General features: G+C 68.5%; 20 protein-coding genes. 16 read left to right on the forward strand and 4 right to left on the reverse strand.

What is annotated here, in order from left to right:
* Positions 1-107: 107 nt before the first annotated feature.
* The 7 genes from ASV56_RS20795 to ASV56_RS20825 all read left to right on the forward strand — a co-directional run bounded on the left by ASV56_RS20795 (position 108) and on the right by ASV56_RS20825 (position 5,704).
* On the forward strand, positions 108-1,049 hold the full coding sequence (locus ASV56_RS20795) for a LysR substrate-binding domain-containing protein (RefSeq protein ID WP_062563877.1): 942 nt from the start codon (positions 108-110) through the stop codon (positions 1,047-1,049).
* Between the two features lie 300 nt (positions 1,050-1,349).
* Positions 1,350-2,201: a glycine betaine ABC transporter substrate-binding protein gene (locus ASV56_RS20800; protein ID WP_062564058.1), complete on the forward strand. Its 852-nt coding sequence runs from the start codon at positions 1,350-1,352 to the stop codon at positions 2,199-2,201.
* Between the two features lie 66 nt (positions 2,202-2,267).
* A complete protein-coding gene (locus tag ASV56_RS20805; RefSeq protein ID WP_062563878.1) occupies positions 2,268-3,314 on the forward strand; it encodes a quaternary amine ABC transporter ATP-binding protein in 1,047 nt (348 codons plus the stop codon).
* A gap of 9 nt (positions 3,315-3,323) precedes the next feature.
* Complete coding sequence (locus ASV56_RS20810; RefSeq protein WP_062563879.1) at positions 3,324-4,151, forward strand: ABC transporter permease; 828 nt, start codon at positions 3,324-3,326, stop codon at positions 4,149-4,151.
* On the forward strand, positions 4,148-4,972 hold the full coding sequence (locus ASV56_RS20815; protein ID WP_062563880.1) for an ABC transporter permease: 825 nt from the start codon (positions 4,148-4,150) through the stop codon (positions 4,970-4,972). The genes ASV56_RS20810 and ASV56_RS20815 overlap by 4 nt, the downstream gene beginning before the upstream one ends.
* Before the next feature lie 163 nt (positions 4,973-5,135).
* Positions 5,136-5,342, forward strand: a complete 207-nt coding sequence (locus ASV56_RS20820; protein WP_018001583.1) for a cold-shock protein — start codon at positions 5,136-5,138, stop codon at positions 5,340-5,342.
* A gap of 110 nt (positions 5,343-5,452) precedes the next feature.
* Positions 5,453-5,704: a DUF982 domain-containing protein gene (locus tag ASV56_RS20825; RefSeq protein ID WP_156429267.1), complete on the forward strand. Its 252-nt coding sequence runs from the start codon at positions 5,453-5,455 to the stop codon at positions 5,702-5,704.
* Between the two features lie 4 nt (positions 5,705-5,708).
* Here ASV56_RS20825 and ASV56_RS20830 read toward each other — a convergent pair whose 3' ends face one another.
* The 4 genes from ASV56_RS20830 to paaG form a co-directional block, all read right to left on the reverse strand.
* Positions 5,709-6,308, reverse strand: a complete 600-nt coding sequence (locus ASV56_RS20830) for a TetR/AcrR family transcriptional regulator (protein ID WP_062563881.1) — start codon at positions 6,306-6,308, stop codon at positions 5,709-5,711.
* A 135-nt stretch (positions 6,309-6,443) separates the two neighbouring features.
* On the reverse strand, positions 6,444-7,754 hold the full coding sequence (gene paaK, locus ASV56_RS20835) for a phenylacetate--CoA ligase PaaK (protein ID WP_062563882.1): 1,311 nt from the start codon (positions 7,752-7,754) through the stop codon (positions 6,444-6,446).
* A gap of 34 nt (positions 7,755-7,788) precedes the next feature.
* Entirely contained in the window at positions 7,789-8,214 is a 426-nt protein-coding gene (gene paaI / locus ASV56_RS20840) for a hydroxyphenylacetyl-CoA thioesterase PaaI (RefSeq protein ID WP_216635427.1), read from the reverse strand.
* Positions 8,215-8,228: 14 nt separating this feature from the next.
* The gene (paaG, locus tag ASV56_RS20845; RefSeq protein WP_062563884.1) at positions 8,229-9,017 is read right to left on the reverse strand and encodes a 2-(1,2-epoxy-1,2-dihydrophenyl)acetyl-CoA isomerase PaaG; all 789 of its coding nucleotides are present in this window, start codon (positions 9,015-9,017) and stop codon (positions 8,229-8,231) included.
* Positions 9,018-9,118: 101 nt separating this feature from the next.
* On the opposite strand from paaG, the gene paaN reads away from it, so the two are divergent.
* The 9 genes from paaN to ASV56_RS20890 all read left to right on the forward strand — a co-directional run bounded on the left by paaN (position 9,119) and on the right by ASV56_RS20890 (position 18,320).
* On the forward strand, positions 9,119-10,768 hold the full coding sequence (paaN, locus tag ASV56_RS20850; protein WP_062563885.1) for a phenylacetic acid degradation protein PaaN: 1,650 nt from the start codon (positions 9,119-9,121) through the stop codon (positions 10,766-10,768).
* Positions 10,769-10,795: 27 nt separating this feature from the next.
* Complete coding sequence (locus ASV56_RS20855; protein ID WP_062563886.1) at positions 10,796-11,941, forward strand: ABC transporter substrate-binding protein; 1,146 nt, start codon at positions 10,796-10,798, stop codon at positions 11,939-11,941.
* A 69-nt stretch (positions 11,942-12,010) separates the two neighbouring features.
* The gene (locus tag ASV56_RS20860; protein ID WP_062563887.1) at positions 12,011-12,883 is read left to right on the forward strand and encodes a branched-chain amino acid ABC transporter permease; all 873 of its coding nucleotides are present in this window, start codon (positions 12,011-12,013) and stop codon (positions 12,881-12,883) included.
* Positions 12,883-13,833: a branched-chain amino acid ABC transporter permease gene (locus ASV56_RS20865; RefSeq protein WP_062563888.1), complete on the forward strand. Its 951-nt coding sequence runs from the start codon at positions 12,883-12,885 to the stop codon at positions 13,831-13,833. Before ASV56_RS20860 ends, ASV56_RS20865 begins: the two co-directional genes overlap by 1 nt.
* Entirely contained in the window at positions 13,830-14,609 is a 780-nt protein-coding gene (locus ASV56_RS20870) for an ABC transporter ATP-binding protein (RefSeq protein ID WP_062563889.1), read from the forward strand. Before ASV56_RS20865 ends, ASV56_RS20870 begins: the two co-directional genes overlap by 4 nt.
* Positions 14,596-15,297 carry an ABC transporter ATP-binding protein gene (locus tag ASV56_RS20875; RefSeq protein ID WP_062563890.1) on the forward strand — a complete coding sequence of 234 codons (702 nt, stop codon included), beginning with the start codon at positions 14,596-14,598 and terminating at the stop codon, positions 15,295-15,297. The genes ASV56_RS20870 and ASV56_RS20875 overlap by 14 nt, the downstream gene beginning before the upstream one ends.
* A 2-nt stretch (positions 15,298-15,299) precedes the next feature.
* On the forward strand, positions 15,300-17,237 hold the full coding sequence (locus ASV56_RS20880) for a 3-hydroxyacyl-CoA dehydrogenase NAD-binding domain-containing protein (RefSeq protein WP_062563891.1): 1,938 nt from the start codon (positions 15,300-15,302) through the stop codon (positions 17,235-17,237).
* A gap of 155 nt (positions 17,238-17,392) precedes the next feature.
* Complete coding sequence (locus ASV56_RS20885; protein ID WP_062563892.1) at positions 17,393-17,902, forward strand: hypothetical protein; 510 nt, start codon at positions 17,393-17,395, stop codon at positions 17,900-17,902.
* 37 nt (positions 17,903-17,939) lie between these two features.
* Positions 17,940-18,320, forward strand: coding sequence for a hypothetical protein (locus ASV56_RS20890; RefSeq protein WP_062563893.1), 381 nt, complete (start codon positions 17,940-17,942; stop codon positions 18,318-18,320).
* Positions 18,321-18,380 lie beyond the last annotated feature (60 nt).

The raw sequence follows: 18,380 nt of genomic DNA on the forward strand, positions 1-18,380 counted from the left end.
ATGTGCTTTACGGTCGCATTAGAAAAACTATGGCCCGGGCGGCAAGCGTGCTGGAAAGGCGATCGGTTCCGGCTAGAATGGTCCCAAGGGAAGATCAGGAGCCGCCCATGCCGCCGATCCGGCGTCGTCATCTGCCGTCCTTGGGTGCCTTTGCCACCTTCGAGGTCGCGGCCAAGCATCTGAGCTTTACCCTGGCGGCGCGCGAGCTGAACGTGACGCAGGGCGCGGTCAGCCAGCAGATCCGCCTGCTGGAGCGGGCGCTGGAGGTGGCGCTGTTCATCCGCAAGCACAATGCGCTGGAGCTGACGCCCGAGGGGGCGAGCCTGTTTTCCGCGGTGACCGCCGGGCTCGACACGATCAGCGCCGCGGTCTCGGTGCTGGCGGGGGACGAGGGGCCGCAGACCATCACCGTCTCGGCCACCGACGGCATGGCGCTGTTCTGGCTGCAGCCGCTGATCGACAGCTATCGCGCCCTGCATCCCGAGGTGGGCTTCGTGGTGCTGGCCTCGGACGCCGACGACACCTTGCGCAACTATGCCGATGTCGACGTCGCCTTCCTGTGCGGCAACGAACGCTGCGAGGTCGGCGAGGAGATGCATTTCCTGTTCCCCGAGACCGCCCAGCCGGTCTGTTCACCCGAGTTCCTGGCCCGGCACGGCCCGTTCGAGGATCCCGACAGCCTGAACCGGGTCAACCTGCTGCATTTGCACGACCGGCATTGGAGCGCCGATGCCATCGGCTGGCAGCCGCTGGGCTGGGCGGAATGGTTCCGCGCCCAAGGCGCGCAATGGGCCAAGGCGCCCGCCAGCCTGTCCACGAACAAGGTCAGCCTGCTGATGGCGGCCGCCATGGCGGGCGAGGGGGTGATGCTGGGCTGGCACCACATGGTGCGCGAGCCCATCGCCCGCGGCCGGCTGGTCTTTGCCCATCCGGCGCCGCTGACCGCCGGGCGCGGCAATTTCCTGAACTGCAAGCAGCGCGCGCTGGAGCGGCCGGCGCTGGCGGGTTTCGTCGCCCATGTGCTGGCCGCGGTGCGCGAGGCGGGGTAGGGGGCTCTGCCCCCGTCCCTGCGGGACTCCCCCGGGATATTTCCCCAAGAAAGAAGCCCCGGGCTGGGCCAGAATGACTAATGCCCCACCGAAGCAAATTCTCGTTTGCCCGGAATCGGAGTGCACGGGATAAATCCCTTGTCAAGGATGACGGGGCGTCCCCGAGACGTGCCTTCCTTTCCCTAGCATGCCCCGTCGCAGGACGGGCCCGGGCCGCCGCGATGCCTGTCGCGGCGCGTGGCCAGCCATGGCTGCTGCATCCCGGGCCTGCAAGATCATCGGACAGAGGAGGAAAAAAACATGCTTAGAATTTTCAAGGCCATCCTTGCCGGCGCTGTGGCGCTGGGGCTTGCCTCGCCCGTGCTGGCGCAGGACAAGGTCATCAAGATGGGCACCATGGACTGGGAGGACCTGACGCCGATCTCGGGCATCACCAAGAAGGTGCTGGAGGACAAGGGCTACACGGTTGAGCTGACCGAGTTTTCCGAATGGGGCATCGCCTATGCCGCACTGACCAAGGGCGACGTGCAGATCTTGGCCAGCCAGACCGATTACGTGGCGCAGGATTACTGGAACCGCAACAAGAACCGTCTGGAGAAGCTGTCGCCGGTCTCGCATGGGCTTTACCAGGGCATCGCGGTGCCGAAATACCTGCCGATCGATTCGATCGAGCAGTTGAACGAGAATGCCGACAAGTTCGGCGGCAAGATCATCGGCATCGAGCCGGGCGCCGGGCTGATGCGCGAGGCGGCCGATGCGGTCGATGCCTATGACATGAAGCTGCAGCTGGTCGAGGGCTCGACCGCCGGCATGACCGCGGCGCTGAAATCCGCCGTCGACCGCCAGGACTGGATCGCCGTCACCCTGTGGGAGCCGACCTGGATGGCGTTGAAGTTCGACACCAAGTTCCTGGCCGATCCCAAGGGCATCTTTGCGCCGCCGCAGTCCTATTACTGGATCGCGCAGAAGGGCTTTGCCGAGGCGAATCCGGAAGCGCGCGAGATCATCGGCAGCGTCTTCGTGCCGATCAACGAGGTGGCCCAGATCAATGCCGTCGTCAATGACGGCAAGACCATGGACGAGGCCATCGCCGGCTGGATCACCGAACACGAGGACCGGCTGAAGCGCTGGGAAAACATCAAGTCCTATTGATCCCGCCGGGCGGCCCGGCCCCCGGGCGGGGCCGCCCAAGCCAAATCAGGACCGACAGGGAAGCACATGGAACAAACGGATATTCTGATCGACTGCCGGTCGGTCTGGAAGGTCTTCGGCGACCGTTCGCGCGAGGCGATCGGGGCGATCACCGGCCGGGGCCTGGGCAAGCAGGAGGTGCTGAAGGAATTCGGCTGCGTGGTCGGCGTCTCGGATGCCTCGATCGAGGTGCGGCGCGGCGAGATCTTCTGCATCATGGGCCTGTCGGGCTCCGGCAAGTCGACGCTGATCCGGCTGCTCAACCGGCTGATCGAGCCGAGCCTGGGCCAGGTCCTGGTCAAGGGCCGCGACATCGCCGCCATGGACGCCGCCACCCTGCGCGAGACCCGCGCCCGCCATATCGGCATGGTCTTCCAGTCCGTCGCCCTGCTGCCGCAGCGCAACGTGCTGGAAAACGCCGGTTTCGGCCTTGAGGTGCAGGGGGTGCCGCGCGACGAACGCAACCGCGCCGCCGAGGCCGCGCTGGCCAAGGTGGGCCTGTCGGACTGGATGCTGCGCTATCCGTCCGAGCTGTCGGGCGGCATGCAGCAGCGGGTCGGGCTGGCGCGGGCGCTGACCTCGGACCCCGAGATCATCCTGATGGACGAGCCGTTTTCCGCGCTGGACCCGCTGATCCGCCGGCAGTTGCAGGACGAGTTCCGCCAGCTGACCAAGGAGCTGGGCAAGTCGGCGGTCTTCATCACCCACGACCTCGACGAGGCGATCCGCATCGGCGACCGCATCGCCATCATGAAGGACGGGGTGATCATCCAGACCGGCACCGCCGAGGAGATCGTGATGAACCCGGCCGACCAGTATGTCGCCGATTTCGTCGCCGGCATCTCGCGGCTGCACCTGGTCAAGGCGCATTCGGTGATGGTGCCCGCGACCGGCCCGGTGGACGGCCTGCCGCGCTGCTCGCCCGAGGCCGACATCGACGCGCTGATCGGCCAGATCACCGCGACCGGCAGCGATGCCATCGCGGTCGAGGAGGACGGCCGCGTCCTTGGCGTCGTCACCACCCGCAACCTGCTGCTGGGCGTGCGCGGCGATGCCGCCGCCGCCGCGCATTGAGGGGGCGTCATGGAGGATTTCGTCACCACCTTCGACAGCACCGTCGATAACGCGCTGTTCTGGCTGACCGACCATGCCGCCTTCATCTTCGACGGCGCCCGCGCGCTGCTCGAGGGGCTGTTCGACGCCGTGCAATGGCTGTTGCTGCTGCCGCCCTTCTACGTGACCGCGGCGCTGGTCGGGCTTTTGGCCTGGCGGGTGCTGGGCCTGGGGGCCGGCATCGCCACCGCCGTCGCGCTGGCGGCCTGCGCCGCGATGGGGCTGTGGTCCGAGACCATGGCCACGCTGGCGCTGGTCATCGCCGCCACCGTCATCGCGCTGGCGGTCAGCCTGCCCTTGGGGGTGATGGCCGGGCTGATGCCGCGGCTGGACCGGGCGCTGGTGCCGGTGCTGGACCTGATCCAGACCATGCCGCCCTATATCTACCTGCTGCCCTCGATCGCGCTGCTGGGCTTTGGCCCGGCCACGGCGCTGGTCGCCACGGTGATCGTGGCCATGCCGCCGGCGATCCGGCTGACCAGCCTCGGCATCCGCCAGACCCCGCACGAGTTCATCGAGCTGGGCCAGGCCACGGGCGTGACGCCGGCGCAGATGTTCTGGAAGATCCGGCTGCCCTTTGCGCTGCCCTCGATCATGGCGGGCGTGAACCAGAGCCTGATGATGGCCTTCGGCATGGTGGTGATCGCCGGCATCGTCGGCTCGGGCGGGCTTGGCGAGACGATCTACGGCGCCATCCGCACGCTGGACATCGCGACATCCATCAACGCCTCGATCGCCATCGTGGTGCTGACCATGGTGCTGGACCGCGTCACCCAAAGCCTTGCGAGGACGAAATGACCTTTAATCCCGGAGCCTTTCTCGCCCCCGTCGTCGACTGGCTGAACGCCAATTTCCACGGCTTCTTCGCGGTGATCACCCGGGTCATCGAGGCCGTGCTGGGCGCCATCGAGGGCGCGCTGCTGGTACTGCCGCCCTGGGCGCTGATTGCGCTGGTCGCGTTGGCGGCCTTCTTTGCCGCCGGGCGCCGGGTCGCGGTGCTGTCGGCCTGCTGCCTGGGGTTCTGCTGGCTGATGGGCCTGTGGACCGGCGCGATGCAGACCATCGCGCTGGTGGTGGTCGCGGTGTTGATCGCCGTCGCCATCGCCTTTCCGCTGGGCATCCTGGCCGCGCGCCGGCCGCGGGTCGAGGCGGCGCTGCGCCCGATCCTCGACGTGATGCAGACGGTGCCGCCCTGGGTCTATCTGATCCCGGCGGTGATGATCTTCAGCCTGGGCAAGGTGCCGGCGATCATCGCCACCATCGTCTATGGCATCCCGCCGATGCTGCGCCTGACCACGCTGGCCTTTCGCGGCGTGCCGACGGACCTCAAGGAACTGGGCGAGGCCATCGGCGCGAAGCCCGGCACCATCCTGTGGAAGATCGAGTTCCCGGCCGCGACGCCCACGCTGCTGGTCGGGCTGAACCAATGCATCCTTCTGTCGCTGGCCATGGTGGTGCTGGCGGGGCTGGTCGGCGCCGGCGGTCTTGGCGCCGAGGTCACGCGCGGCCTGACGCGGATGGAGATGGGCCTTGGCCTGCGCGCCGGCCTTGCCATCGTCGCCATCGCCCTGCTGCTCGACCGGCTCTCCCGCGGCGCGCTCGAAAAGAAAAGGGCGTGAGGGGCGATAATTTTCACCTTCCCCCTCGAAAACCGGGTCATGCTGCGCTATATAGGGGCGGCATACCTATGTTCGGACCTGATTCCTTTCGGCTCAGCTTTCGATCTTCAGCTTTGCCGGGCCGCTGCATGTCGCGAGCGGCATCTATATAAGGAATGACACGATGGCCAATGGCACCGTGAAATGGTTCAACGCCACCAAGGGTTTCGGCTTCATCGCCCCCGAAGGCGGTTCGAAGGACGTTTTCGTCCATATCTCGGCGCTGGAGCGTGCCGGCCTGCGCGGTCTGAACGACGGCCAGGCGGTGACCTTCGACCTGGAGCGTGACCGCAACGGTCGCGAATCGGCGACGAACCTGGCGCTGGCATAAGCCAACCGACATTGCATGAAGGCGGGGCCGGCGATGTCGGCCCCGCCTTTCTTTTTGCCCGACCGGCGGCCCCGCGCGGTCGGGGCAGCATTTTTCATCAAGGAAACACCATGATCGAGATTCACTGGGGCACGCCCCTGAGCTTCGTCGTCTCGCCACAGGGCGACGTGCAGAAATTCAGCACCATCGAGCAGGCCCATTATTGGCTGTGCCGCAAATGGCCGGTGGCCGACCCGGCCCGCGGCCAGGCGCTGCGCCAGGTCGAGGCGGCGATGAACTGCCTTGTCCCGGTCGGCGCGGCGCGGCAGTCCTTTGCCGAGGCCGCCGCAAGCGCCGGTTTCGTGCCGGCGCTGGCGGCCTGAGGCCCTAGCGCACCGCCTTGATGCCTTCCAGGATCAGGGTGGTCGCCACGTCGGCGTAATCCTCGCGCGTGATGCGGCCGCCGTCGCGGAACCACATGTAGACCCAGTTCATCATGCCAAAGAGCGACATGGTGACCGGCGTCAGCAGCGGGCGCTGCGGGTCGTCGAGGTCGGGGTTGATCTGCCGCAGCACCAGCGCGAAATGCTTGACGATGCGGCGTTCCAGCGCCAGGATCTCGGCCTTCTGCTCGTCCGACAGCGCCGAGGTGGCATTGAGCTGCACCTTGTGCTGGTTGTCGGCGCCGCGATAGCATTCCAGCACCGTGCCGACCAGCTTGCGCAGCCGCTGCTCGGGTGCCAGGGTGGCGTCGTCGGCCTGTTCGATGGCCTCGTCCAGTTCCTCCAGATGGGTGACGATGATGGCGAAGATCAGCGCGTCCTTGCTGGGATAATAGTGATAAAGCAGGGCCTTGGAGACATGGGCATGGGCCGCGATCTGCGCCATCGAGGCCTTTTCCATGCCCAGTTCGGCAAAGACCTCGGCCGCGCTGTCCAGCAATCCGCGCTGCTTTTCCTCGAAATCCGTCGCCCGTGTCCGAGCCATGCCGTCCTCATGTCTTCTGGTCTTTCGACGCGCCGGGGCGCGAATGGCACAGGGGCCCGACCGGCCCCCCCGCCGCTTTAGCGGGTTTTCCCGCCGCTGTCATGCCCGGCCCGGCGTCGCGGTGTCGCGGGCGGCTCAACCCTTCGGCCGGTTGTCGATCACCCGCTTGGCCTTGCCTTCCGAGCGGGCGATGCCGTTCGGATCCCTGACCTCGATCCTGGTCGAGACGCCGACCACCGACTTGATGTGATGCGCCAGCTCCTTGGCGGATTTGGCGCGGGCGTCGGCATCGGCCATCGCCTCGGCGCATTCGACATGCACGGTCATGTTGTCCATGCGGCCGGCGCGCGTCAGCTCGATCTGGAAATGCGGCGCCAAGCCCGCGCATTTCAGGATCTGCTCCTCGATCTGGGTCGGGAAGACATTGACGCCGCGCAGGATGATCATGTCGTCGCTGCGGCCGGTGATCTTCTCGATCCGCCGCATCGAGCGCGCGGTGCCGGGCAGGATGCGGGTCAGGTCGCGGGTGCGGTAGCGCACCATCGGCAGGGCTTCCTTGGTCAGCGTGGTAAAGACCAGCTCGCCCATCTCGCCGTCGGGCAGCACCGCGCCGGTGACCGGGTCGATGATCTCGGGAAAGAAGTGATCCTCCCAGATATGCAGCCCGTCCTTGGTCTCGACGCATTCCATGGCGACGCCGGGGCCCATGATCTCGGAAAGGCCGTAGATGTCGACGGCGTGCATGTCGAAGGCTTCCTCGATTTCCTGGCGCATGGCGTTGGTCCAGGGCTCGGCGCCGAAGATGCCGATCTCCAGCGAGCTTTCGCGCGGGTCGAGGCCCTGGCGGCGGAATTCGTCCAGGATCGACAGCATGTAGCTGGGCGTGACCATGATGATGCGCGGCTTGAAGTCGTGGATCAGCGTCACCTGCCGCTCGGTCATGCCGCCCGACATCGGCACCACGGTGCAGCCCAGCCGCTCGGCGCCGTAATGCGCGCCGATGCCGCCGGTGAACAGCCCGTAGCCATAGGCGTTGTGCAGCATGTCGCCGGCCCGGCCGCCCGCCGCGCGGATCGAGCGCGCGATCAGGTTCGCCCAATGGTCGATGTCGGCTTGCGTATAGCCCACCACGGTCGGCTTGCCGGTGGTCCCGGACGAGCCGTGGATGCGCACCAGCTTGGTCTGCGGCACCGCGAACATGCCGAAGGGATAGGTGTCGCGCAGGTCCTGCTTCACCGTGAAGGGGAATTTCGCGATGTCCTTGAGCGACTTCAGATCCTCGGGATGCACATCCGCCTGGATGAAGCGGTTGCGGTAGAAGGGCGAGTTCTCGAAGGCGTGCTTCAGCGAACGCTTCATGCGGTGGAACTGCAGCGCCTCGATCTCGTCGCGCGAGGCGGTTTCGATCGGGTCCAGTTCCTTGCGGTTCGGGGACAGGTCTTGCATGGCTTCCTCCCTATGCAAAGCGGCGTCCGGGGGGTCAGCCCGGCAGGTGGGTTCCCTTGACGGTGCGCGAATGGCCGCGGAATTCGGCGACATGCTCGCCCGTCTGGTTGGTGATGCGTATGTCGTAGATCCCCGAGCGGCCGCGCCGCGAAACCTCGCGTGCCGTGGCCGTCAGCCGGTCTCCGATCCGGCCGGGAACAAGATAGGTGATCGCGCAGTGTTGCGCCACGGTCAGCTGGTTGTAGCTGTTGCAGGCAAAGGCGAAGGCGCTGTCGGCCAGCGTGAAGATATAGCCGCCGTGGCAATTGCCGTGGCCGTTCGACATGGCGGCCGTGATGGTCATGGACAGCGTCGCCGCGCCCGGAGCGATGTGGTCCAGGCTCATGTCCAGGCGCTGGCTGGCGCTGTCGTCGTTCCACATGGCACGGGCGCTGGCCTCGGCCAGTTCCTGCGGGGTCATTTCGGCTGCGGGTTTCATTGGCCACGGAACTCCGGCTTGCGTTTCTGCAGGAAGGCGCTGACGCCTTCGGCATAATCGGCGCTGCGGCCGGCGCGGCGCTGGCCGTCGCGTTCCAGGTCCAGCTGCCGGTCCAGGCTGTTGTCGGCGGCGGCCTGGATCAGCTGCTTGGTCAGCCCCAGGCCCAGCGTCGGCCCGGCCGCCAGGGCCTTGGCGAGCGCCATGGCCTCGTCCATCAGCTGGGCGTCCTCGACGGCCTTCCAGATCAGGCCCCAGTCGGCGGCCTTTGCGGCCGGCAGCGGCTCGGCGGTCAGCGCCAGCGCCTTGGCACGGGGCTCGCCCAGGATGCGGGACAGCGACCACGAGCCGCCGGCATCCGGCACCAGCCCGATTTTCGAGAACGCCTGCACGAATTTCGCCGATTGTGCCGCCAGCACGATGTCGCAGGCCAGCGCGATATTGGCGCCGGCGCCCGCCGCCACGCCGTTCACCGCGCAGACCACCGGCTTTTCCAGCGCGCGGATCAGCCGGATCGTCGGATTGTAGTAGTTTTCCAGCGTCTGGCCCAGGTCCGGTGCCTCGGTCGCCTTGGACGGATCGCGGTCGCCCAGGTCCTGCCCGGCGCAGAAGCCGCGCCCGGCGCCGGTCAGCAGCACGGCACGCACCGCCGCGTCGTCATGGGCGCGCTTCAGCCCGGCGTGCAAGGCCAGGTGCATGTCCACGTTGAAGGCATTCAGTTTCTCGGGGCGGTTCAGCGTCAGAACCAACACGCCATCGGCCAAGGCCGTCAGGACCGTTTCCGTCATGAGTTGCTCCCAGGCCCACTCCCTCCGGGCCTCTGAAAATTTTTGTTGCATAAACCGACCGGCCGGTCAATGATAAATCGGAGCAAGCGAGGGAGGACGCTTTGGACGAGCTTTTCGAACGCCATCGGGACATGCTGGATGCCGCGCTGGCGGCGGCTCGTTCGCGCGCGTTCTGGACGCCCTTCCCCGAGGTGCCGAGCGGCAAGGTCTATGGCGAAACCGCGCGCGAGGACGGTGCGGCGGGTTTCGCGGCCTTGCGTGATTCGCGGCTGGACCTGCCCGGCCATCCAGGCACGGACTGGATCGGAGCCGAGGTCTCGCCCTTTGGCGGCGCCTTGGGAATCACCTATCCGGCGGCGGATGCGGCCGCGCTGATCGCCGCGGCGCAGGCGGCCGCCCCGGCGCTGGCCGAAGCCGCGCCCGAGACCCGCGTGGGTGCCTGCCTCGAGGCGCTGGTGCGGCTCAACCGCGACAGTTTCCTGATGGGCCATGCGGTGATGCACACCACCGGCCAGCCCTTTGCCATGGCATTCCAGGCAGGCGGGCCGCATGCCCAGGACCGGGGGCTGGAGGCCGTGGCGATGGCCTGGGACGAGATGACCCGATTCGCCCCCGCCGCGCGCTGGGAAAAGCCGCAGGGCAAGGCCGCGCCCATCGTGCTGGAAAAGCACTGGTCGCTGGTGCCGGCCGGGCTTTCGCTGGCCATCGGCTGCAATACCTTCCCGACCTGGAACAGCTATTCGGGCATGTTCGCCAGCCTCGCCACCGGCAATCCGGTGATCGTGAAGCCGCATCCGGCGGCGGTGCTGCCGCTGGCGCTGGCCGTGCGCACCCTGCGCGCGGTGCTGGCCGAGGCCGGGCTGCCCGCCGATTCGGTGCTGCTGGCCGTGGACCGCAAGGGCGCCGAGATCACCACGCGGCTCGCCACCGATCCGGCGGTGCGGCTGATCGACTATACCGGCTCGGGCGCCTTCGGGGCCTGGCTGCGCAGCCATGCGACGCAGGCGCAGATCTTTGCCGAAGAGGCCGGGGTCAATACCGTCACCATCGCCGCCACGGACGACTTTGCCGGCATGTGCGCCAATCTGGCGTTCTCGCTGGCGCTCTATTCCGGCCAGATGTGCACGGCGCCGCAGAACATCTATGTGCCCGAGGCCGGCATCGACACCGACCAGGGGAACCGCAGCTTCGACGAGGTCGGCCGTGCCCTGGCGGCGGCGGTGGACGCGCTGCTGTCGGACCCGGCCCGCGCCGCCGGCGTCTGCGGCGCCGTCGCCAACCCGGCCACGCTGGCCCGCATCGCCGAGACCCGGGCGCGCGGCCGCATCCTGCGCGATTCGGCGCCGCTGGGACAGGGGCGCACCGCGACGCCGCTGCTGCTGGCGCTGAACGACGGCGACCCCTTGGCCGAGGAGGAATGCTTCGGCCCCATCGGTTTCGTCATCGCCGTGCCGGATGCCGATGCGGGCATCCGTCGCGCCGCCGACCTGGCCCGACGCAAGGGCGCCATCACCGCCGCGCTTTACGACACCGATGAAAGCCGCATCGCCCGCGCCGCCCGTGCCTTTGTCGCGGCGGGCGTCAACCTGTCGGTGAACCTGACCGGCAATATCTTCGTCAACCAGTCGGCGGCCTTCAGCGACTTCCACGTCACCGGAGCCAATCCGGCCGGCAATGCCAGCCTGACCGACACCGCCTTCGTCGCCAACCGCTTCCGCCGCGCCATGTGGCGGCGGCCGGTGGCGGCCTGAACCAAGAATCTCTGGGAGGAGAAAACCATGAAGACGACCCTGAAGACGGCCGCCCCGGCCGCCCTGATCGCGCTTGGCCTAGCCACGGCCGCCAGCGCCGAATTGAAGATCGGCGCCTCGATCTCGGCCACCGGCCCGGCCGCGTTCCTGGGCGACCCCGAGGCCAAGACCCTGGAAATGCTGGTCGAAGAACTGAACGCCAAGGGCGGCATCAACGGCGAGCCGGTCGAGCTGGTGCTTTACGACGACGGCGGCGACGCCAACAAGGCGCGCACCTTCGCCACCCGCCTGATCGAGGATGACGAGGTCCAGGCCATCATCGGCGGCACCACCACCGGCACCAGCATGTCGATCCTGGCCGTGGCCGAGGATGCCGAGGTGCCCTTCATCTCGCTGGCCGGCGCCATCGACATCATCCAGCCGGTCAAGCCCTGGACCTTCAAGACCCCGCACACCGACCGCATGGCCTGCCAGAAGATCTTCGAGGACATGAAGAAGCAGGGCATCGCCAGGATCGGCATGATCTCGGGCACCGACGGGTTCGGCGCCTCGATGCAGGCGCAATGCAAGGACGTGGTCGCGGATTACGGCATCGAGGTCGTCGCGGACGAGACCTATGATCCGAAGGACGCCGACATGACGGCGCAGCTGACCAAGATCAAGAACGCCGAGGGCGTGCAGGCGGTGCTGAACCCGGGCTTCGGCCAGGGCCCGTCCATCGTGACCCGCAACTACAAGCAGCTGGCGATCGACCTGCCGCTGTATCAGTCGCACGGCGTCGCCTCGGACGGGTTCATCGAGCTGGCGGGCGCGGATGCGGCCGAGGGCGTGCGCCTGCCCGGCACCGCGCTGCTGGTGGCCGCGCTGCTGGCCGAGGGCGATGCGCAAAAGCCGGTCGTGACCGCCTACAAGGCCGCCTATGAGGGCAAGTTCAAGCAGCCGGTCAGCACCTTCGGCGGCTATGCCCATGACGGTTTCGCGCTGCTCACCGACGCCGTGACCCGCGCCGGCTCGACCGAGCCGCAGGCGATCCGCGATGCGCTGGAGGCGACCAAGGCGCTGGCCGGCACCACCGGCATCTATACCATGACGCCCGAGGATCACCTGGGCCTCGACCTGTCGGCCTTCCGCATGCTGCAGGTCAAGGACGGCAAGTGGACCATCGTCGAGTAAGGCCGCCGCGGCCCCCGGCAGGGGGCCGTTCCCGCCCGACAAGGGCATAGCCAGCCTGAAAGCCTCATCATGTCTGAACTGTTGCAATTCCTGTTTTCGGGGCTGACGGTCGGCGCGGTCTATGCGCTTGTCGCCCTGGGCTTCACCATCATCTTCAACGCCTCTGGCGTGGTGAATTTCGCGCAGGGCGAATTCGTCATGCTGGGCGGCATGATCACCGTCTTTGCCCATGCCGCCGGCCTGCCGTTGCCGCTGGCCGCGCTGATCGCCATCGCGGTGACGGCGGGGGTGGGCGTGGCGCTGAACCAGCTGGCCATCGAGCCGGCGCGCGGCGCCCCGGTGGTGTCCTTGATCATCATCACCATCGGCGCCTCGATCTTCATCCGGGGCGCGGCGCAGCTGGTCTTCGACAAGCAGATCCACAGCTTCCCGGCCTTTTCGGGCACCGAGCCGATCCATGTGCTGGGCGCGACCATCCAGTCGCAAAGCCTGTGGGTGATCGGCGGCGCCTTCGCGGTCTTTGCCGGGCTGTGGCTGTTCTTCACCCGCACGCTGCTGGGCCGGGCGGTGCTTGCCACCTCGAACAACCGGCTGGCGGCGCAGCTCGTCGGCATCAACACCCGCTTCATCATGACGCTGAGCTTTGCGCTCTCGGCCGCCATCGGCGCCTTCGGCGGCGTGCTGGTGACGCCGATCACGCTGACCTCTTATGACGTCGGGCTGGCGCTGGCGCTCAAGGGCTTTGCCGGCGCCATGCTGGGCGGCATGGGCAACCCCAAGGGCGCCTTCGTCGGCGGGCTGATGCTGGGGCTGCTGGAATCGCTGACGGCGGGGTATCTTTCGTCGCAATACAAGGACGCGGCGGCCTTTGTCGTCATCCTGGCGGTGCTGTTCTTCATGCCGCAGGGCCTGTTCGGCCGCAAATCGACGGAGCGGGTGTGATGTCGCAGAAACATGCAACGCTCCTGGTGCTGGCGGCGCTGATCGCGCTGTCGCCGCTGTTCTTTCCCTCGGGCTATTACTACCGCATCGGCGCCTTGATGTTCGTTAACGCGCTGGCGGTGACCGGCATCGTCATCCTGACCGGATATGCCGGCCAGATCAGCCTGGGCCACGCCGGTTTCGCCGGCATCGGCGGCTATGCCTGCGCGCTGGCGCCGGTGCATTGGTGCCTGCCCCCGGCGCTGGCCGTGGTCCTGGGCGCGGCGATCTCGGCCGTGCTGGCCTGGCTCGTCGGCCGGCCGATCCTGCGGCTCAAGGGCTATTACCTGGGCGTGGCCTCGCTGGGCTTCGGCATCCTGGTCGCCATGGTGCTGAACAACGAACGCTGGCTGACCAAGGGCCCGGACGGGATCGAGGTGCCGGACCTGGGCCTGCGCGGGCTGTTGAAAGACGTGGGCCTGGACCTGTCGAACGGCGAGTTCTGGTATGGCCTGACCGGCATCGCGCTGCTGGTGGGGGCATGGCTGGCGCTGAACCTCTATCACAGCCCCACGGGCCGGGCGCTGCGCGCGCTGCATGGCTCCGAGGTCGCGGCCGGCACGGTGGGCATCGACGTGGCGCGGGTCAAGTTGCAGGCCTTCGTGATCTCGGCGGTCTATGCCTCGGTCGCGGGCTCGCTGCTGGCGCTGCAGAACAAGTTCATCACCCCCGATGTCGCGGGCTTCATGCACTCGATCGAGATGGTGACCATGGCGGTTCTGGGCGGCGTCGGCTCGGTCCCGGGCGCGGTGATCGGCGCCGGCATCCTGACGCTGCTGCCGCAGGTGCTGACGGTCTTCGCCGATTACGAACAGGTCATTCTGGGGCTGGTGATGATGCTGGTGATGATCTTCCTGCCGCAGGGGCTGGTGCCGTCCGTCCTGCGCAAGCTAAGGGGGAAGGACGAATGAGCCTGTTGGAAATCCAGGGCCTGGGCATCAGCTTCGGCGGGCTCAAGGCGGTGCAGGACGTCAGCTTCAAGGTCGAGCCGGGCGAAATCGTCTCGGTCATCGGTCCGAACGGCGCCGGCAAGACCACGCTGTTCAATATGATCTCGGGCGTCTACCAGCCCGGCGCGGGGCGGGTGGTGCTGGACGGCCAGGACGTGACCGGGATGGAGCCGTTCCGCCTGGCCGCGCGCGGCATGTCGCGCACCTTCCAGAACCTTCAGATCTTCCAGAACATGACGGTGCTGGAAAACGCGGCCTCCGGCTTTCACCTGCGCGAACGCGGGCCGGTGCTGGCCGACCTCTTGAACCTGCCCGGCGCCCGCCGCCGCGCCCGCGCGGCCGAGGCGGGCGCCCGCGCCCTGCTGGCCCGCGTGGGCCTGGAGCGGGCGGCCGACCGGCAGGCCGGCAACCTGTCCTATGGCTCGCTGAAGCGGCTGGAAATCGCCCGGGCGCTGGCCCTGCAGCCCAAGGTGCTGCTGCTGGACGAACCCGCCGCCGGCTGCAACGCCGTCGAGACCGAGGAGATCGACCGCCTGATCGCCGAGGTCGCCGCATCCGGCACCGCCATCCTGCTGGTCGAGCATGACATGAAGATGGTCATGCGCATCTCGAACCACATCGTCGTGCTGGACCATGGCGAAAAGATCGCCGAGGGCGCGCCGCTGGAGGTCAGCCGCAACCCGGCGGTCATCGCCGCCTATCTGGGAACCGAGGAGGCCACCCATGCTGACGGTTGAGGGGCTGCGCTCGCGCTATGGCCGCATCGAGGTGCTGCACGGCATCGACCTGGCGGTGGAATCGGGCGAGATCGTGACCGTGGTCGGCGCCAATGGCGCCGGCAAGACCACGCTGCTGCGCTGCCTGTCGGGGGTGCAGCCGGTCTCGGCCGGGGCCATCACCTTTCGCGGCGAGGGGCTGACCACGGTGCCGGCGCACCGCCGGCTGTCGCGCGGCCTGGCGCAATCGCCCGAGGGCCGGCAGATCTTTACCAACCTGACGGTCGAGGAGAACCTGCGGCTCGGCGCCTTCCTGTTCAGCGACGACCGGGTGGACAAGGACATGCAGGATGCCTTCGCCATGTTCCCGATCCTGCGGGAAAAGCGCAACCTGGCGGCGGGCGGGCTGTCAGGCGGCCAGCAGCAGATGCTGGCCATGGCGCGGGCGCTGATGGGCCGGCCGGCCTGCTTGCTTTTGGACGAGCCGTCGATGGGGCTGGCGCCGATCATCGTGCAACAGATCTTCGACGTGGTCAGCGGGCTCAAGGCGCTTGGCGTCACCGTGCTTCTGGTGGAACAGAACGCTTTCGGCGCCTTGAAGATCGCCGACCGCGGCTATGTGATGGAGACGGGCCGCATCACCATGACCGGCCCGGCCGCCGAACTGATCGCCGACCCGCGCATCCGCGAAGCCTATCTGGGGATTTGACCATGACTGTCGTCAGCATCGAAAAGCAGGGCGACATCGCCGTCGTCACCGTGGACAACCCGCCGGTCAACGCGCTGAGCCAGGCGCTGCGGCAGGGGCTTTGGGATGCGGCCGAGGCGCTCGACGCCGATCCCGGCGTGCGGGCGGTGGTGCTGGCCTGCGCCGGCCGCACCTTCATCGCCGGGGCGGATGTGACCGAATTCGGCAAGCCGCCGGTGCCGCCGCACCTGCCCGACCTGGTCGCCCGGATCGAGGCGGCGGCCAAGCCCTGGGTCGCAGCCATCCACGGCTCGGCCCTGGGCGGGGGGCTGGAGGTGGCGCTGGGGTGCCGGTTCCGCGTCGCCGCGGCCGACGCCTCGCTGGGGCTGCCCGAGGTGACGCTTGGCATCGTCCCCGGTGCCGGCGGCACGGTCAGGACACCGCGCCTGGTGGGCGTCGAGGCGGCGGTGGATCTGGTCACCACCGGCAAGCCGGTCCGCGCCGCCCGCGCCCAGGCGCTGGGGCTGGTCGATGCGGTGATCGAAGGCGATCTGCTGCCCGGCGCCCTGGCCTTTGCCGCCGAGGCGCTGACCCGGCCCTTGCCCGCGCCGCTGTCCGCGCGCGCGGTGGCGGCGCCCGAGCCGGGCTTCTGGGACCGTGCCGAACAGGCCACGGCCAAGGCGGCCAAGGGCGCCGCCGCGCCGCTGCGCGCGCTGGCCTGCCTGCGCAAGGCGGCCGAGGTGTCCTTCGACCAGGCCATGGCCTTCGAACGCGAGACCTTCCTCGATCTGCGCGGCTCAACGCAGGCGGCGGCGCTGCGGCATGTGTTCTTTGCCGAGCGCGCCGCGCCGCGTCCCGCCGCGCTGCGCGACATCGACCCGCTGCCGCTGGCCCGCGTCGCGGTGATCGGCGGCGGCACCATGGGCGCGGGCATCGTCGCCGCCCTGCGCGAGGCCGGCCTGCCCGTCGCCCTGATCGAGCGCGACGCCGAGGCCGTCGAGCGCGGGCTCGCCAATGTCGCCGCCATCTTCGACGGCGCCGCCAGGCGCGGCAAGCTGACGCCCGAGCGGGTTGCGGCGCTGCGCCAGGGCGTGACCGGCAGCACCGACTACGCCAGCCTGGCCGAGGCCGATCTGGTCATCGAGGCGGTGTTCGAGGACATCGCCGTCAAGCGCGCCGTCTTCGACCAACTCGGCCGGGTCTGCCGGGGGGATGCGGTGCTGGCCACGAACACCTCCTATCTCGATCCGCGGCTGATCGCCGAAGGGCTGGCAAATCCCGGCCGCTTCATCGGGCTGCATTTCTTCAGCCCGGCCAATGTGATGAAACTGCTGGAAATCGTGCCGGTCCCCGAGACCGCGCCGCGCACGCTGGCGACCGGCTTTGCCCTGGCGCGGCTCTTGAAGAAGATCCCGGTGCAGTCCGGCATCTGCGAGGGGTTCATCGGCAACCGCATCCTGAAACGCTATCGCGCCGCGGCCGAGGCGCTGGTGCGGCAGGGCGTGCCGATCGACCGGATCGACGCCGCGATGCGCGGCTATGGCTTTGCCATGGGGCCGTTCCAGGCGCAGGACCTGGGCGGGCTCGACATCGCCCATCTGCAACGCGAGGGCGCGCGCGCGGCCGGGCAGGACGTGCCCGAGACGCTGGGCGACATCCTGGTCCGCGCAGGCCGCAAGGGCCAGAAGACCGGCGGTGGCTGGTACGATTATGCGCCGGGCGAGCGTCAGCCGCAGGTCTCGCCCACGGTGGCGGCGCTGCTGGCGCCCGCCGTCACCGCCGGCGCCGCCATAACCGGGCCCGAGATCGCGGCGACCCTGGTGGCCGAGATGGCCGCCGAGGGCCGCGCCATCCTGGCGGAAGGCATCGCCGAAAGCCCCGCCGCCATCGACCTGGTGGAAATCCACGGCTACGGCTTTCCGCGCTGGCGCGGCGGGCCGATGTTCGCAAGCGGGGCATGATGCCGCCCGTGTAACGAAACATTGCTGGGCGGCGGTGCAGCAACATCGGGTTGCAAATCCGGCCCGCTCCGGCAAGCATTCGTCACGCGGCGGACCTAAGCCGGACACGGGCGGGCGCTAGCCTTAGGGCATCGAAACCGCAAGGAGCCCCGCTGATGCAGCGATTCCCGATCAAGACCATGCTGGCCGCCAGCCTGCTCGCCCTGCTGAGCGCGCCGGTGGCCGTGCAGGCGCAAAAGGCCCAGCCCCAGCCCCAGCCCCAACCTCGGGCCGAGGCCCCGGTGCCCCATGCCCCCCATGCGGCCGGCCCGATGGCTCTGCCGATGCCGGCCCCGGGGCGGATGGCGGGCGGGCTGGACCTTGCCGCGCATCTGTCGGCCACCGAGACCTATCTCGGCATCACCCCTGAACAACAAGAACCTTGGCGCGATTATTGCCAGGCGCTGATCGGCTTCATGCAGCCCGAACCGCCGCCCGGACCCGAGGCCGGCCAGCTCATGGCCGAGCGCATGGCGCAGGCGGTGCTGGCCCGGGCCGACAAGGCGCAGGCGCTGCTGGTGGCGACCACCGCCCTGCGTGGCGCCTTGCAGCCCGAGCAACTGGCACGGCTGGTCGAAAGCCAACCCGGGCCGCAGGGCCCCGAGCGGCCGGACCGCGCCGGCTGATCCCCTCGAATTTCCACGAAACCGAAAGGATAACGCGATGCGTCGTCTTCTGATGATGGGCGCCATGGCCGCCCTGGTCCTGTCCGCGCAGGGCGCCCTGGCCGAGAGCCGTCCCGAGGGCCAGCCGCCCGCATGCCGGCAGCAGGATCGCAAATGCCCCGCCCCGCCGCCGCAGGACAAGCAGGCCAAGCCCGAGCACCGCCGCGAGGCCCGGAACGAGACCCGCCGCGACGGTCGCCCGGCGCCGCATGTCGGCGAGGATGCCCGCGCCGGCCGACCCTGGACGCCGCCGCGCGACAGCCGCATGGCGAAGGCGCCCCGGGGGCAGGAATACCGCGTGATCGCCGACCATCTGGTGCTGGTGGACAAGAAAAGCCACCGCATTGTTTCGGTCGTCGCGCCGGTCCGGGCGCGCTGAAAGCACCGGGAACGCATCAATAAGGCGGCGGTCGGGATGCTCGGCCGCCGTTTTCCCATG

Origin of the sequence: Paracoccus aminovorans (genome assembly GCF_001546115.1) — a bacterium.
GTDB classification, from domain to species: Bacteria; Pseudomonadota; Alphaproteobacteria; order Rhodobacterales; family Rhodobacteraceae; genus Paracoccus; species Paracoccus aminovorans_B.

Coding starts and splice junctions, on each gene's coding strand:
- ASV56_RS20800 (WP_062564058.1), top strand. CDS start 1,350: ATGCTTAGAATTTTCAAGGCCATCCTTGCCGGCGCTGTGGCGCTGGGG.
- ASV56_RS20810 (WP_062563879.1), top strand. CDS start 3,324: ATGGAGGATTTCGTCACCACCTTCGACAGCACCGTCGATAACGCGCTG.
- ASV56_RS20820 (WP_018001583.1), top strand. CDS start 5,136: ATGGCCAATGGCACCGTGAAATGGTTCAACGCCACCAAGGGTTTCGGC.
- paaK (WP_062563882.1), bottom strand. CDS start 7,754: ATGCAAGACCTGTCCCCGAACCGCAAGGAACTGGACCCGATCGAAACC.
- ASV56_RS20805 (WP_062563878.1), top strand. CDS start 2,268: ATGGAACAAACGGATATTCTGATCGACTGCCGGTCGGTCTGGAAGGTC.
- ASV56_RS20830 (WP_062563881.1), bottom strand. CDS start 6,308: ATGGCTCGGACACGGGCGACGGATTTCGAGGAAAAGCAGCGCGGATTG.
- ASV56_RS20885 (WP_062563892.1), top strand. CDS start 17,393: ATGCAGCGATTCCCGATCAAGACCATGCTGGCCGCCAGCCTGCTCGCC.
- ASV56_RS20825 (WP_156429267.1), top strand. CDS start 5,453: ATGATCGAGATTCACTGGGGCACGCCCCTGAGCTTCGTCGTCTCGCCA.
- ASV56_RS20890 (WP_062563893.1), top strand. CDS start 17,940: ATGCGTCGTCTTCTGATGATGGGCGCCATGGCCGCCCTGGTCCTGTCC.
- ASV56_RS20875 (WP_062563890.1), top strand. CDS start 14,596: ATGCTGACGGTTGAGGGGCTGCGCTCGCGCTATGGCCGCATCGAGGTG.
- paaG (WP_062563884.1), bottom strand. CDS start 9,017: ATGACGGAAACGGTCCTGACGGCCTTGGCCGATGGCGTGTTGGTTCTG.
- ASV56_RS20865 (WP_062563888.1), top strand. CDS start 12,883: ATGTCGCAGAAACATGCAACGCTCCTGGTGCTGGCGGCGCTGATCGCG.
- ASV56_RS20870 (WP_062563889.1), top strand. CDS start 13,830: ATGAGCCTGTTGGAAATCCAGGGCCTGGGCATCAGCTTCGGCGGGCTC.
- ASV56_RS20880 (WP_062563891.1), top strand. CDS start 15,300: ATGACTGTCGTCAGCATCGAAAAGCAGGGCGACATCGCCGTCGTCACC.
- ASV56_RS20855 (WP_062563886.1), top strand. CDS start 10,796: ATGAAGACGACCCTGAAGACGGCCGCCCCGGCCGCCCTGATCGCGCTT.
- ASV56_RS20795 (WP_062563877.1), top strand. CDS start 108: ATGCCGCCGATCCGGCGTCGTCATCTGCCGTCCTTGGGTGCCTTTGCC.
- ASV56_RS20815 (WP_062563880.1), top strand. CDS start 4,148: ATGACCTTTAATCCCGGAGCCTTTCTCGCCCCCGTCGTCGACTGGCTG.
- ASV56_RS20860 (WP_062563887.1), top strand. CDS start 12,011: ATGTCTGAACTGTTGCAATTCCTGTTTTCGGGGCTGACGGTCGGCGCG.
- paaI (WP_216635427.1), bottom strand. CDS start 8,214: ATGACCCCGCAGGAACTGGCCGAGGCCAGCGCCCGTGCCATGTGGAAC.